Here is a 13,770-nt window from a genome sequence, read left to right as displayed (position 1 = left end):
GGCGGCAGGCGCCGTCCCGGCAGCCGTTTTCGCCGGCTCGACATCCCCACGCCCACGCCGGAAATCGGCATCGGTTTGGCGCATAATTGCCGCCATGATTCCGGTATCTCTTCCTGGCGGTAATTTCTACGTGTTGATGGTGGTCTCGCTGGCCTGCCTGTCCACGCTGCTCACCTGGCTGGCCGTGCTGGCCACCAGCCGCGGCGCCAGGCTGTGGCTGGGCGAACACCGGCGCGGCGGCGCGATCCTGATGGCGCTGCTGGCCGTCATCGGCGGCATCTTCCCCTACCAGCAGCTGAGCCAATGGCTGGCCGCCCAGCGCGAAGCCCGCCAGGACGCCAGCCTGAACATGACGCTGCCCCAGCCCGCCCGGCTGGCCGGAGTGGACATGCCCGCCGGCACGGTGCTGCGCGTCACCGCCCCGGGCGACCCGGCCTCGTTCGACCGCGCCACCTTTCCCGAGGGCCACCTGGCCTCGGTGCAGGGGGTCAGCGCGACCCGCCTGTTCCATTACGCAGCCACGGCCCGCCAGCCCGAAACCCTGTCGGTCGAGATCGCCCGCGACCAGGCCCAGGACGGCTGGCTCTGTGCCCACGGCCACCGCCTGGAATTCGTGATGCTGGGCGGCCAGCCGCGCTTTGCCAGCTGCCACCTGGCCATCGGCAACACCCTGAACCAGCAGCCGGTGCCCGCGGGCGCCTGGATCAAGGTCGACGAGGCCGTCCGCGGCAATGCCCCGGACCCGGCCAGCCCGGCGCCGCGCTGGCGGCTGAGCGCCGAAGGCAGCGAACCCCTGACCGTGGCCGGCATGCCGCTCTTGAAGGTGGACATGACGCTGGACGCCCAGCGCCGCCTGCTGACATTCGAAGGCCTGCTGGCACGCGAAAGCGCGCTGGGCGGCATCACCTACCCTACCGGCACCCGCATGCTGACCGCCGGCCCGCGCGTGCCCGGCGTGCAGGCCGGCGACCTGCTGTTTTCGCCGTCGCGCGGCCGTTCGGCGCGCCAGGCCGACGGCCGCGAAATCGCTGCCGGCATGTCGGTGCTGCAGGCGCCGGACGGCACCGTGCGCAGCATCCTGTCCAACCGCGATGCCGGCGTGCTGGACGTGGCGGCCATGCGGACCGCTCCCTGACAGCCGGCTTTCAGCCGCCCGCCTTGGCCTGTCGCAAAGCAGTGGGATAATACGAAGCTTTCCCCCGCGCGCCGCCTGGCCCAGGCGGCGATTCCGTCCTTCTCATTCATGAGACGAAGTCATGGCCGTTAACCTGCAGATCCCCTCCGAGTCCGAAATTTTCCCTGTTGCCGGCGTTGAAATCGGCGTCACCGAGGCCGGCATCCGCAAAGCCAACCGACGCGACCTGACGGTCTTCCGCCTGGCCGAAGGCACCAGCGTCGCCGGCGTGTTCACCCGCAACCGCTTCTGCGCCGCGCCCGTGCAGGTCTGCCAGGCCCACCTGGCCGCCGGCGGCCCGATCAGCGCGCTGGTCATCAACACCGGCAATGCCAACGCCGGCACCGGCGCCGAAGGCCTGAAGAAAGCCCAGGACACCTGCGTCGAACTCGGCCGCCTGCTGGGCGTGCCCGCCGCGCAGGTGCTGCCCTTCTCGACCGGCGTGATTCTTGAACCGCTGCCCCTGGATCGCCTGTTCGCCGGCCTGCCCGGCGCCATCGCCGACCTGGGCGCCGACCACTGGTCCAGCGCCGCGCACGGCATCATGACCACCGACACCCTGCCCAAGATCTCGTCGCGCCGCGTCCAGATCGGCGGCAAGACCGTCACCTTCACCGGCATCAGCAAGGGCGCCGGCATGATCCGCCCCAACATGGCGACCATGCTCAGCTTCCTGGCCACCGACGCCGGCATCGCCCAGCCGCTCTTGCGCAAGCTGGCCGTCGAGATCGCCGACGCCTCGTTCAACCGCATCACGGTTGACGGCGACACCTCCACCAACGACTCGTTCATCATCGCCGCCACCGGCAAGTCGGGCGTGGAAATCAACGCTGAAACCGACGCCGACTACGCCGCCGTACGCGAGGCCCTGTCGGCCGCCGCCCTGGAACTGGCACAGAAGATCGTGCGCGACGCCGAAGGCGCCACCAAGTTCATGACGGTACGCGTCGAAGAAGCCGGCAGCACCGAAGAAGCCCTGAAGGTGGCCTATGCCGTGGCGCACTCGCCGCTGGTCAAGACCGCCTTCTTCGCGTCGGACCCCAACCTGGGCCGCATCCTGGCCGCCGTGGGCTACGCCGGTATCGACGACATGGACGTGTCGCACATCCGCCTGTGGCTGGACGACGTGCTGGTGGCCACGGGCGGCGGCCGCAACCCCGACTACCAGGAAGCCGATGGCCAACGCGTCATGAAGCAGGCCGAGATCACGGTCCGCATCGCGCTGGGCCGCGGCCAGGTCAGCGACACCGTCTACACCTGCGACTTCTCGCACGAGTACGTGACGATCAACGCCGACTACCGTTCCTGATCGCTTTACCCTCGCCCGCCGCCCGGCTGACCCCGGTGCGGCAGGCGACAGCAGTGAACTCCAGTGGCTGTGCCTTACCCATCGCCTGTCACTGCCCCCCGGCGGCCCGCGGCATCACTGCGGCCCCGGCCGGTGACAACCGTTGAGCGGCGCGTGTTCCAGGACGCCTTGCGGCGGAACGCGCCCCCTCATCCGACGATGCCCGCGAATGCGCTGCGGGCCCGACGCCAGGGCCCGCCCGTTCGCTCTCCCAGGACTACACCGTGACCGCAAACGAATTCACCACCCTCATCCAGCGCGCCGAACGCGTGCTGGCCCAGCTTGAAGCCTGGCTGCCCCCGGCCCCGCCCGAAATCAACTGGAGCGCGCATGCGTTCCGCTGGCGCAAGCGCGGCTCGCGCGGCTGGCTGGACGCCGTGCGCCACGTGGCCACCATCGACCTGCAGGACCTGCAGCACATCGAGCGCCAGAAGGGCATCATCGACCGCAACACCCAGCAGTTCATCGACAAGAAGCCGGCCAACAACGTGCTGATGACCGGTGCGCGCGGCACCGGCAAGAGCTCGCTGGTCAAGGCCATGCTGGCCGCCTACGGCGACCGCGGCCTGCGGCTGATCGAAGTCGACAAGTCCGACCTGGGCGACCTGGCCGACATCGTCGAACTGGTGGCCTCGCGCCCCGAACGCTTCATCGTGTTCTGCGACGACCTGTCGTTCGAGGAAGGCGAAGCGGGCTACAAGGCGCTGAAGTCGGTGCTGGACGGCTCGGTGTCCGCGTCGGGCGACAACGTGCTGATCTACGCCACGTCCAACCGGCGCCACCTGATGCCGGAATACATGAGCGAAAACCTGCAGGCCAAGCACCAGCCCGACGGCGAGATCCACCCCGGCGAAACCGTGGAAGAAAAGATTTCGCTGTCCGAACGCTTCGGCCTGTGGCTGTCGTTCTACCCCTTCAAGCAGGACGACTACCTGGACATCGTCTACCACTGGCTGCGCGAGCTGGGCTGCCCCGAGGCGCAGATCGAGCCGTCGCGCACCGAGGCGCTGCAATGGACCATCGAACGCGGCTCGCGTTCGGGCCGCGTCGCCTACCAATTCGCGCGTGACTGGGCTGCCCGCCATGTCTGACAAGATCATCGACGTCGCCGCCGGCCTGATCCTGCGCCCGGACGGCATGCTGCTGCTGGGGCAGCGCCCCGAAGGCAAGCCCTGGTCGGGCTGGTGGGAACTGCCGGGCGGCAAGCTGGAACCCGGCGAAACCGTGCTGCAGGCCCTGGCGCGCGAATTGCAGGAAGAAATCGGCATCCGCGTGACGCAATCGCGCCCGTGGGTGACCTACGTGCACGTCTACCCCCACACCACGGTGCGCCTGGCGTTCTGCCACGTCACGGCGTGGGAAGGCGAACCGCGCAGCCTGGAAAACCAGCGCCTGGAATGGGTCGACCCGGCCAACGCCGCGTCGGTGGGCGACCTTTTGCCCGCTACGCTGCCGCCGCTGCGCTGGCTACAACTGCCCACGACGTACGGCATCAGTTCGATCGGGTCGCGGGCCGGCCTGTCGGCGTTCCTGGGCCGGTTGGACGCGGCGCTGGCGCGCGGGGTCAAGCTGGTGCAGCTGCGTGAACCGCAATGGCCGGACGGCGCGGCGTCGGCCTCGCTGCACGAGGCGCTGCAGCAGATCGTCAAGCGCTGCCGCGCCGCGGGCGCACGCGTGCTGGTCAACAGCGCCCACCCGGCCGCCTGGTGGCGCGAGGCCGATGGCGTGCACCTGCGCAGCGCGGATGCCGCCCGCCTGACGGCCCGGCCCGAGCTGCCGGCCGGCGCGCTGGTCGGCGTGTCCGCCCACGACAACGCGCAGGTCGTGCATGCGCGCGAACTGGGCGCCGACTTTGCCGTGCTGGGTCCGGTGCTGGACACCCCCAGCCACCCCGGCGCCCCGACGCTGGGCTGGGAAGGCTTCGTCGAAGGCAACCGCGACGCCGGCATTCCGGTGTTCGCGCTGGGCGGGCAATCCACCCAGACCGTGTCGCAGGCCTTGCGCCATGGCGCGCACGGCATCGCCGGGATTCGCGGGCTGATCTGATGGCCCCAGGCCGGCGCCGCGGCGCGCCGGCCCATTCCTGCCGGGCTGCGCGCCCGCCCGCAACGCCCCCATGGCATGCCCCGCCCGGGTACAAGTCCAGGCGGCGCGCATCCCGTTAGGGAAACTCCCCCCTTGCTGCCCCGGACGCGAAAGCAATATCTTCATCCCTGATGTGACCACGCAGTCACATCGTTTTTGCCCCACCGCCTTTGCTGCACCCGCTTTTGCTGCACCGTTTCTTTGTCGTCGTTCCCACAACAAGGAAGTCCAGCATGCCCCTGCCCCCCTTTCCTGATGGCCGCCCCCACCCGGGCCTGGCGTCGTCCGACCGCGCCGGCCTGGACCGCCGCGACTTTCTCCTGCGCGGCGCCGCGGGCCTGGCCGGTGCGGCCGGGCTGGCGGCCGGCGGCTGGCCGCTACGGGCGCTGGCGCAGCAGGCTGCGCCGCTGACCTTCGCCTTCTGGCCCTGGGGCAGCGAAATCGTGCAGCAAGGTGCGGCACGCTTCACCCAGGAAAGCGGCGTGCCGGTGAACCTGTCGCCCATTCCCGGCGACTACGCCGCGGTGCTGGAAACCCAGCTGGCCGCCAAGGCGCCGCTGGACCTGTTCTACGCCCAGCGCGGCCAGGCTTCCCGCTGGTATGCGGCCGGGTGGATCCGGCCGATCGACGACATGCCCGGCCTGGCCGATATCCAGAAGCAGATGTTTCCCGGCATCGTCGAAGACGCCCGCGCCACCGACGGCTGCTATCTGGGCCTGACCTATTACAACGGCGGCCCCTACGCCCTGTTCCGCAATGAAAAGATGCTGGGCGAGGCGGGCTTTGGCGGCACGGCCAACGCGGCCGACTACCCGCAAGATTGGGCCACCGTCGAGAAGCAGGCGCGCGAGATCAAGAAAAAGGGCCTGGCCCAGCATCCCATGCTGATGCCCTGGTACAACGCCTGGACCGGCCTGCCGTGGGCGCTGATCGCCCAGTGCTTCGCCGAAGGCGAACGTTTTGTCGACGGCGAACTGCGCGCCACCTTCGGCCCCGACACGCCGCTGGTGAAGGTGCTGTCCGACTGGAAACGCTGGTGGGACGACGAACTGGTGCAACGCGCCGTGCTGACCTGGTCGGGCACCGAGACGTCCAGCTCGTGGATGAAAGGCCAGCATGCCTTCCACCTGAACATCGACTACTACAGCTTCAACTACAACGATCCGGCCAAGAGCCAGATCGCCGCGTACTCCAGCTACAACCCGGTGGTGCCCGGCGCCACCCACGACACGGTGCTGGTGGGCCATGCCTTGCTGTGCATGTCGACCCGCAAGCGCAGCGACGCCGAACAGGCCGCGCTGTGGGAACTGGTGAAGTACTTCGGCTACCGCGACCGCGCGGGCCAGCTGACGACGCACAAGAACTGGATCGCCAAGGCCAACCTGGAAGTGCCGTTTCCCGAGCTGTACCGCGATGCCGACAGCCGCGCCGCCATCATGAAATGGATGTACCCGGCCTACAAGGAACAGGTCTACCAGTGGCTGTTCGAAGGCCGCGAGAAGGCCGTGGCCGCCAATATCCTGAAGGCGCCCTGGTACCAGGAATGGGATACCGGCATGCACGAGATGATTGCGCAGGACATGCTGATCAAAGGCACCCGCACGCCCGTGCAGGTCGCCACCGAGCTGCGGGCCCGTTGGGACGGCCTGTACAAGAAGTATGCCAAGATCTTGAAGCGGAGCTGACATGGCCAGCGTTTCCCTGCAAGGCATACAGAAGTCGTACACGCGCTTCACGGCGGTGCGCTCGCTGGACCTGGACATCCGCGATGGTGAATTCGTGGTGCTGCTGGGGCCGTCGGGCTGCGGCAAGACCACCACGCTGAACATGATCGCCGGGCTGGACACGCCCACCGGGGGCCAGATCCGCATCGACGACCGGCGGGTGGACCAGGTGCCGCCGCATCGGCGCAACGTGGCCATGGTGTTCCAGAGCATCGCGCTGTATCCGCACATGACCGTGCGCGAGAACATCGGCTTTCCGCTGCGCATGCAGAAGATGCCGGCGGCCGAGGTGCGCAGCCGGGTCGACCGCGCGGCCGCGCTGCTGCGGGTCGAATCGATGCTGGACCGCAAGCCCTACCAATTGTCGGGCGGCCAGCGCCAGCGCGTGGCCATCGGCCGCGCCGTGGTGCGCGACCCCGACCTGTTCCTGTTCGACGAGCCGCTGTCCAGCCTGGACGCCAAGCTGCGCACCGACATGCGGGTCGAGCTCAAGCGCCTGCACCGCAGCCTGAACGCGACCTTCATCTACGTCACCCACGACCAGGTCGAGGCCATGACGCTGGCCGACCGCATCGCGGTGATGTCGGGCGGCAACCTGTTGCAGTTCGCCGACCCGGACACGATCTATCGCCGCCCGGCCAGCATGGAAGTGGCGGACTTCATCGGCAACCCCGGCATGAACTTCCTGCGCGGCACGCTGGAGTCCCAGGACGGCGCGCCGGCCCTGCGCACCGCCGGCGGCGTCTATGCGCTGCCGCCCGCACTGGCCGCTGCCGCACGCGCATTGCCCGCCGGCAGCCAGGCGGCCCTGGGCATCCGCCCCGAAGCCATGGCACCCGCGCCGCTGGCCGGCAACGGCCTGCTGCTGCAAGGCCAGGTCTGGGCGGTGGAACCGGTGGGCCCGGATCAGTTCGTGGACGTGGCCACGGCCGGCGAAGACGGCCCGCGGCTGCGCGCCCGCCTGCCGCCGGAGCGCCGCTACGAGGTCGGCGCCCCCATCGCGCTGGCCCTGCCCGAAGCCCGCCTGTACCTGTTCGACGCCGCCGGCCTGCGCGTGCATGGCGGCGAGGAGCCGCGCACATGAGCGCCGCCAGCCTGCCGCAGGCGTCCGCGCCGCGCGCCGCCCCTGGCGGCAAAGAGATGTCGGACCTGAGCTTTGCGCTGACGGTCATCATCGCCGTGTATGCGCTGAACACGCTCATCATCGGCGTGCCGCTGGGCTATTCGTTCTGGCTCAGCCTGCACGACACCAATGCCATCCTGCGCACAGAGGAATTCGTCGGCGCCGATCTCTACGGCGAAGTGCTGACCGACCCCGCCGTCACCGACGCCATCTGGCGCAGCCTGGGCTTCGTGGCGATGTGCGTGGTGGGGTCGTTCGTGGCGGCGCTGGGCATTGCGCTGGTACTGAACGAAGAAATGCCGCTGCGCGGCCTGGTGCGCGGCCTGGCATTGCTGCCCTGGGCCATGTCGCAGGTGGTGACGGCCACGGTGTTTTCCTTCCTGCTCAATCCCAGCTTCGGCGCGCTGACGGGCCTGTTGACGCCGCTGGGGCTGGCCGGCCCGGGCACGGTCTGGCTGGGCAGCGACTGGGCGCTGTTCTGGGTGGCGCTGGCCTTCGTGTGGCACATCGCGCCGCTGGGCAGCTTCTTCTACCTGGCTGCCTTGCAGACCATTCCACGCGACCTGTACCGCGCCGCGCGGGTGGACGGCGCCGGCCCCCTGGCGCGCTTTCGCCACATCACACTGCCCCACTTGAAGCACACCACGCTGATCGTGCTGGTGGTGATGACGGTGGAAGCCGTCCGCCAGTTCGACCTGCTGTTCTCGCTGACGCGCGGCGGACCCGGCACGTCCACGCAGATCCTGCCGCTCTTGATCTTCCGCTACAACTTCGAATTCTCGAAGTACGGCCTGGCGTCGGCCGCCGCCTTCCTGCTGACGGTGCTGTCGCTGCTGCTGGCCACGGCGTACTTCATGTTGATCCGCAAGAAGCGTCCGCAAGGAGCCAGCCATGCGTAGCGAAACCGCAAGAGCGGCCGGCGAAGGCTGGCGCCCCTGGCTGGTCGGGGCCGGCGTGGCGGCCGTGGCGTTCTGGTGCCTGTTCCCGCTGTACTGGACGCTGAAGGCCTCGTTCATGGACGAGTCGGCCATCATCATGGGCGTGGCGCACAACGCCGGCGGCTATACCGTCGACAACTACCTGCGGGTGCTCGGCCTATCCAGTTCCGATTCGATCTTCGGCGGGCAGACCCGTGCCATCATGGCCGGCTTCGTCAACAGCGCGCTGGTGGCGTTGCCCGCGGCGGCGGCCGGCACCGCCATCGCCACGCTGGCGGGCTACGTGCTGGGGCGTTTCGAGTTTCCCTTCAAGGGGCCGCTGCTGTATGTGCTGCTGGCCTCGCGCACGCTGCCGCCGATTGCCCTGCTGATTCCGTACTACGTGTTCTTTGCCGCCATCGGCCTGGCCGGCAGCCTGTTCGGGCTGTGGATCGTCTACCTGACCGCCGTCATACCGCTGCTGTCGTGGGTGTTGATGGGCTACTTCGCATCGCTGCCGGTGGAAATCGAACGCGCCGCGCGGATGGACGGCTGCACCCGCTGGCAGATGCTGCGCCACGTGACCCTGCCGATGGCGCTGCCCGGCATTGCCGCAGCCTTCATCATCGCCTTCCTGGTGGGCTGGAACGACCTGCTGTTCGCCATCGTGCTGACGGGCGGCACGACGGCGCAGACGCTGTCGGCGGCGCTGCTGGGCCTGTCGCCGCTGATGCCGGGCTTTCGGGCCGACCTGGGCCTGTTCGCCGCGGCCAGCATGCTGGCCGCCCTGCCGCCGCTGGCGCTGGCCATGCTGTTCCAGCGCTTCATCACCAACCTGAACATCGTCGACCCGGTGACGAGCAACACGGACTGACGCCATGCCCGCAACCAGGAATCCAACATGACCATCGGCGTCGCCGCCCACGGCCCCCATGCCGGCGCTGCCGTGCGCGCCGCCGCCCTGGCCGCCGAACTGCTGGGCCACGGCGCCATCGGCGGCTTCGCGGTGTTCGCCGTGCTGGACGACGACGGCCGGGTGCAGCACGCCACCGTCCAGCGCGGCGGCGTGACGGCGCTGGACCTGCCGCCGGCCTGGCTGCGCGCGCGCCACGCGGCCCTGATCGAAAGCGGCCCCGACCGCCCCGAGCCGCTGGTGCAATTCCTGCCGGGCGCCGACGGCGTGGGGCTGGTGACCGGGCACCGCCTGCCCAACCGGCCGGGCGCGGACGGCGTGCCGCTGAACCAGGCGGTGCTGCGGCGCCTGGCCGCCGGGCAGGCGCCAGACACCGCCGTGGCCGAGGTGTTGCGGGCGCACCCTGAAATCGACGCCGGCCTGATCGCCCTGTCCGCCGATGGCCGCCTGGCCTGGGGCAACACCGACCGGGTGGCGCGCCGCCCCGACCAGGGCCAGGCCGCCCGCGACAACGGCGCCTGCCGGCTGGCGCTGCTGCACAACTCGATCTTTCCCTGCCCGCCGCTGGCCCAAGCCATGGCCGACCTGGCCTGGCATGCACTGACGGGGGAGGCCTGCGCCTGGCGGGCCCTGAGCCTGCGGGCGCCGGTGGCGATCCAGCCGGGGCCGCGCGACCGGGTGCACGTCGACGCCCACCTGCGCGTCACCGCCATCGAGCAGGCCGACCCGTCGTTTCCCACCGCCCGCAGACGCGCCAATGCCGTCTACCTGGGCAGCGAAGTCTGGCAAGATGGCAGGCATATCGGCCATACCGTCAGCGAGCTAGTCGTCGACATGGCCGACGGCCGGGTGTTCGGTCTGCCGGACCCCGCCCGCTCCCTCATCCTCATGAAGGAATCGGCCCATGTCCCGACGTGAAAACACCGAGCGCCAGATCCTGCAAGCCCTGGAAGACCAGATCAAGGAAACCGGCATGCAGGGCGTGGGCATCAACGCCATCGCCAAGCGCGCCGGGGTCAGCAAGGAACTCATCTACCGCTATTTCGACGGCATGCCCGGCCTGATGCTGGCCTGGATGCAGGAACAGGACTTCTGGACCCGCAACCCCGACCTGCTGGCCGCCGACGAATCCAGCCAGCGCAGCCCCGGCGACCTGGTGCTGTCCATGCTGCGGGCCCAGATCGACGCGCTGGCCGGCAACGAGTCGCTGCGTGAAGTGCGCCGCTGGGAACTGATCGAACGCAACGACGTGTCCGCCCCGCTGGCCGAGCGCCGCGAGCGCGCCGCACGCGGCTTCATCGACCGCGTCGACGGCCTGACCACCGACATGGACGCCCCCGCCGTCGTCAGTGTGATGCTGGCCGGCGTGCTGTACCTCATGCTGCGCGCCAAGACCGAAAGCCACTTCCTGGGCGTGCCGCTGCGCACCCCGGAAGGCTGGGACCGCATCAACGGCGCGCTGGAACACCTGGTCAAGCACGGCTTTCCCGAACCGCTCAATACCGAATCCCTCGCCACCCTGGAGGCGCGCCGCAAGACCACCCGGCCGCCCGCCGACACCGACACCTGAACCCCTCTATGCCAGCGCATCCCCACCCGCAGGACTACGACCTCATCATCAGCGGCGGCCTGATCGCCGACGGCCTGGGCGGCCCGGCCCGCCGCGCCGACCTGGCCATCTCGGGCCAGCGCATCGCCGCCATCGGCGACGGCGCCGGCTGGACCGCCCCGCGCCGCCTGGACGCCACCGGCAAGGTGGTGGCGCCGGGCTTCATCGACTGCCACACCCACGATGATCGCGCCCTGCTGGGGTCGCCGCTGATGCGCCCCAAGGTCAGCCAGGGCGTCACCACCGTGGTGACGGGCAACTGCGGCATCAGCCTGGCGCCGGTGCGCGCGCCGGGCAACATCGTGCCCCCGCCGCTGAACCTGCTGGCCCAGCACACCGGCGAGCTGTATGCCCGCATGCAGGACTACGCCGCCGCGCTGGACGCCAGCCCCGCCGCCGTCAACAGCCTGGCGCTGGTCGGCCATTCCAGCCTGCGCGTGTCGGCCATGGACCGGCTGGACCGACCCGCCGACAAGAAGGAAATCGCCGCCATGCGCCATGCGCTGGACCAGGCCATGGCCGCGGGCGCGGCGGGCCTGTCCACCGGCCTGTACTACCCCACCGCCATGCACGCCAGCACCGAAGAAGTGATCGGCGTGGCCGCGCCGCTGGCCGCCTGGCAGGGCCTGTACACCACCCACCTGCGCGACGAGGCCGACCACGTCTGCGAGTCCATGGAAGAGGCCTTTCTGATCGGCCGCGCAGCCGACGTGCCGGCCATCCTGTCGCACCACAAGGTCACCGGCAAGCACAACCACGGCCGCACCGCCGAGACGCTGGCGCTGTACGACCGCGTGCGCGCCGACCAGCCGGTGGGCATGGATGTGTATCCCTATGCGGCCTCGTCCACCATCCTGGAGCCGCGCCGGGTGCCGGCCGGTGAAAAGATCATCGTCACCTGGTCGCAGACGCGGCCCGAGATCCAGGGCGTGGACCTGCGCGAGCTGGCCGCCCGCGAAGGCAAGGACCCGCAGCGCCTGGCCGAAGAGCTGTCGCCGGGCGGCGCCATCTATTTCTCGATGGACGAAGACGACGTCAAGCGCGTCATCGGCCACGACAACGTGATGATCGGCTCTGATGGCCTGCCGCATGACCAGCGGCCGCACCCGCGGCTGTGGGGCGCGTTTTCGCGGGTGCTGGGCCGTTATGTGCGCGAAATGCGCGTGCTGGGCATGGAACAGGCCATCCGCCGCATGACCAGCCTGACCGCCGCGCAGTTCGGGCTGCGCGACCGCGGCGTGCTGCGCGCCGGCTGCTACGCCGACGTGGTGGTGTTCGACCCGGCCGCCGTAGCCGACCTGGCCACGTTCGCCGACCCCTTGCAACCGTCCGCCGGCATCCAGGCGGTGCTGGTCAACGGCCAGCTGGTCGAGGAACACGGCGCGCCCACCGGTGCCCGGCCGGGCCGCCTGTTGCGCGGCGACGATCGCGCGGCGCCGGGCTTTGACACACCCGCCTGGGCCGGCCCCGGCACGCCTGCCTCGTCGGACCAGCCTGCGGCCTGATCCCTTTTGCATCGCGCGGCGCCGCCGCGCGGCATCCCTGCCATCCGGCGCCACCCCGCGGGCGGCGCCCTTTCCCCGGAGCATCATGCACACTATCGTCATCGGCGCGGGCGTGGTCGGCATGGCCACCGCCTACACCCTGCATCGCGAAGGCCACCAGGTCAGCGTGGTGGACGCCGGCCCAGGCCCGGGCCTGGGCACCAGCCGGGCCAACGGCGCCCAGCTCAGCTACAGCTTCGTGGCGCCGCTGGCCGACCCCGCCGTGCTGCCCAAGCTACCCGCCTGGCTGCTGGGCCGCGACACGCCCCTGCGCTGGCGTCCGCGGCTGGACCCGGCGCAATGGCGCTGGTGCCTGGACTTCCTGCGCGCCTGCACCCGCGCCCAAAGCCGCGCCACCACGCGCGAGCTGCTGGCGCTGGGCCTGTACAGCCGCTTGTGCGTGCATGAGCTGGTCGGCCAGGAACGGCCGGCGTTCGATTTCAGTTCGGCCGGCAAGCTGCTGGTCTACCAGGATGCCGCCAGCTACGGCCGCGCGCTGGCGCAGATGGACTACCAGGCGTCGCTGGGCTGCGAGCAGCGTGCGCTGGACCGCCAGGCCTGCCTGGACCTGGAACCCGCGCTGGCCGACATCGGCGCCAGCATCGCCGGCGCCATCTATACGCCCACCGAAGATGCCGGCGACTGCCTGCGGCTGTGCGATGAACTGGCCCGCATCCTGCGCGCCGCGCCCGGCCCGGCGCGCTTTCATTTCAATACCCCGGTGTCGGCCCTGCGCACCGAGAACGGCCGTATCGTCGCGCTGTCCACGCCCCACGGCGACCTGCAGGCCGATCACTACGTGCTGGCCGGCGGCACCGGCGCGCAGGCGCTGGCGCGGCGCATCGGGCTGGACCTGCGCATCTATCCGCTCAAGGGCTACAGCCTGACCTACGACCTGACGCCCGACAGTGTCGCGCCCGTCTCCAGCATCAGCGATATCGGCCGCAAGGTGGTGTATGCGCGGCTGGGCCAGCGCCTGCGCGTGGCCGGCATGGTCGACATTGGCGCGCAAGACGCGCATATCGACCCGCGCCGCGTGCAAAGCCTGCGCGACGACGTGGCGCGGTTCTTTCCGCGGTTGAATCCAGCCGGTGCGCCCCAGGCCTGGGCGGGCCTGCGCCCCGCGCGGCCCGACGGCAAGCCGCTCATCGGCGCGACCCCGTGGCGCAATCTATGGCTGAACGCAGGCCATGGCGGCCTGGGCTTCACGCTGGCCGCGGGCAGTGCGCGCATGCTGGCGGACTTGATGCGGGGCCGCCGTCCGGCGGTCGATCCGGCGGCGTTCGCGCTGGCGGCATGACGGCGCGGGGCCGATTGCCGGCCCCGCCCGACC

Annotated in this window: 12 protein-coding genes; all 12 read left to right on the top strand. The window is 70.2% G+C overall.

What is annotated here, in order from left to right; translation table 11 throughout:
* Nucleotides 1–94: 94 nt before the first annotated feature.
* The 12 genes from U858_RS0111160 to U858_RS0111105 all read left to right on the top strand — a co-directional run bounded on the left by U858_RS0111160 (nucleotide 95) and on the right by U858_RS0111105 (nucleotide 13,737).
* Complete coding sequence (locus U858_RS0111160) at nucleotides 95–1,135, top strand: hypothetical protein (RefSeq protein ID WP_025137241.1); 1,041 nt, start codon at nucleotides 95–97, stop codon at nucleotides 1,133–1,135.
* A 121-nt stretch (nucleotides 1,136–1,256) separates the two neighbouring features.
* Nucleotides 1,257–2,483: a bifunctional glutamate N-acetyltransferase/amino-acid acetyltransferase ArgJ gene (argJ, locus tag U858_RS0111155; RefSeq protein ID WP_025137240.1), complete on the top strand. Its 1,227-nt coding sequence runs from the start codon at nucleotides 1,257–1,259 to the stop codon at nucleotides 2,481–2,483.
* Between the two features lie 263 nt (nucleotides 2,484–2,746).
* A complete protein-coding gene (locus U858_RS0111150) occupies nucleotides 2,747–3,613 on the top strand; it encodes an ATP-binding protein (protein ID WP_025137239.1) in 867 nt (288 codons plus the stop codon).
* Nucleotides 3,606–4,568 (top strand): Nudix family hydrolase, encoded by a 963-nt coding sequence (locus U858_RS0111145; protein ID WP_025137238.1) that lies wholly within the window; start codon nucleotides 3,606–3,608, stop codon nucleotides 4,566–4,568. The genes U858_RS0111150 and U858_RS0111145 overlap by 8 nt, the downstream gene beginning before the upstream one ends.
* A 272-nt stretch (nucleotides 4,569–4,840) precedes the next feature.
* Nucleotides 4,841–6,292, top strand: a complete 1,452-nt coding sequence (locus U858_RS0111140) for an ABC transporter substrate-binding protein (RefSeq protein ID WP_025137237.1) — start codon at nucleotides 4,841–4,843, stop codon at nucleotides 6,290–6,292.
* Nucleotide 6,293: 1 nt separating this feature from the next.
* Nucleotides 6,294–7,415, top strand: coding sequence for an ABC transporter ATP-binding protein (locus U858_RS0111135; protein WP_025137236.1), 1,122 nt, complete (start codon nucleotides 6,294–6,296; stop codon nucleotides 7,413–7,415).
* Nucleotides 7,412–8,353, top strand: a complete 942-nt coding sequence (locus tag U858_RS0111130; protein WP_025137235.1) for a carbohydrate ABC transporter permease — start codon at nucleotides 7,412–7,414, stop codon at nucleotides 8,351–8,353. The genes U858_RS0111135 and U858_RS0111130 overlap by 4 nt, the downstream gene beginning before the upstream one ends.
* A complete protein-coding gene (locus U858_RS0111125) occupies nucleotides 8,346–9,245 on the top strand; it encodes a carbohydrate ABC transporter permease (RefSeq protein ID WP_025137234.1) in 900 nt (299 codons plus the stop codon). The genes U858_RS0111130 and U858_RS0111125 overlap by 8 nt, the downstream gene beginning before the upstream one ends.
* Before the next feature lie 27 nt (nucleotides 9,246–9,272).
* A complete protein-coding gene (locus U858_RS0111120; protein WP_025137233.1) occupies nucleotides 9,273–10,202 on the top strand; it encodes a hypothetical protein in 930 nt (309 codons plus the stop codon).
* A complete protein-coding gene (locus U858_RS0111115) occupies nucleotides 10,189–10,854 on the top strand; it encodes a TetR/AcrR family transcriptional regulator (protein WP_025137232.1) in 666 nt (221 codons plus the stop codon). The genes U858_RS0111120 and U858_RS0111115 overlap by 14 nt, the downstream gene beginning before the upstream one ends.
* An 8-nt stretch (nucleotides 10,855–10,862) precedes the next feature.
* Nucleotides 10,863–12,398: an amidohydrolase family protein gene (locus U858_RS0111110; RefSeq protein WP_025137231.1), complete on the top strand. Its 1,536-nt coding sequence runs from the start codon at nucleotides 10,863–10,865 to the stop codon at nucleotides 12,396–12,398.
* Between the two features lie 85 nt (nucleotides 12,399–12,483).
* Nucleotides 12,484–13,737, top strand: coding sequence for a D-amino acid dehydrogenase (locus U858_RS0111105; RefSeq protein ID WP_025137230.1), 1,254 nt, complete (start codon nucleotides 12,484–12,486; stop codon nucleotides 13,735–13,737).
* Nucleotides 13,738–13,770: the final 33 nt, after the last annotated feature.

This window comes from Achromobacter sp. DH1f (genome assembly GCF_000633435.1).
GTDB lineage: Bacteria > Pseudomonadota > Gammaproteobacteria > Burkholderiales > Burkholderiaceae_B > Achromobacter > Achromobacter deleyi.
This window is presented reverse-complemented; position numbering and strand designations above follow the sequence as displayed.

What these genes read in the sequence shown, in the direction of transcription:
- U858_RS0111160 (WP_025137241.1), top strand. Translation starts at nt 95, where the DNA reads ATGATTCCGGTATCTCTTCCTGGCGGTAATTTCTACGTGTTGATGGTG.
- argJ (WP_025137240.1), top strand. Translation starts at nt 1,257, where the DNA reads ATGGCCGTTAACCTGCAGATCCCCTCCGAGTCCGAAATTTTCCCTGTT.
- U858_RS0111145 (WP_025137238.1), top strand. Translation starts at nt 3,606, where the DNA reads ATGTCTGACAAGATCATCGACGTCGCCGCCGGCCTGATCCTGCGCCCG.
- U858_RS0111140 (WP_025137237.1), top strand. Translation starts at nt 4,841, where the DNA reads ATGCCCCTGCCCCCCTTTCCTGATGGCCGCCCCCACCCGGGCCTGGCG.
- U858_RS0111135 (WP_025137236.1), top strand. Translation starts at nt 6,294, where the DNA reads ATGGCCAGCGTTTCCCTGCAAGGCATACAGAAGTCGTACACGCGCTTC.
- U858_RS0111130 (WP_025137235.1), top strand. Translation starts at nt 7,412, where the DNA reads ATGAGCGCCGCCAGCCTGCCGCAGGCGTCCGCGCCGCGCGCCGCCCCT.
- U858_RS0111125 (WP_025137234.1), top strand. Translation starts at nt 8,346, where the DNA reads ATGCGTAGCGAAACCGCAAGAGCGGCCGGCGAAGGCTGGCGCCCCTGG.
- U858_RS0111120 (WP_025137233.1), top strand. Translation starts at nt 9,273, where the DNA reads ATGACCATCGGCGTCGCCGCCCACGGCCCCCATGCCGGCGCTGCCGTG.
- U858_RS0111115 (WP_025137232.1), top strand. Translation starts at nt 10,189, where the DNA reads ATGTCCCGACGTGAAAACACCGAGCGCCAGATCCTGCAAGCCCTGGAA.
- U858_RS0111110 (WP_025137231.1), top strand. Translation starts at nt 10,863, where the DNA reads ATGCCAGCGCATCCCCACCCGCAGGACTACGACCTCATCATCAGCGGC.
- U858_RS0111105 (WP_025137230.1), top strand. Translation starts at nt 12,484, where the DNA reads ATGCACACTATCGTCATCGGCGCGGGCGTGGTCGGCATGGCCACCGCC.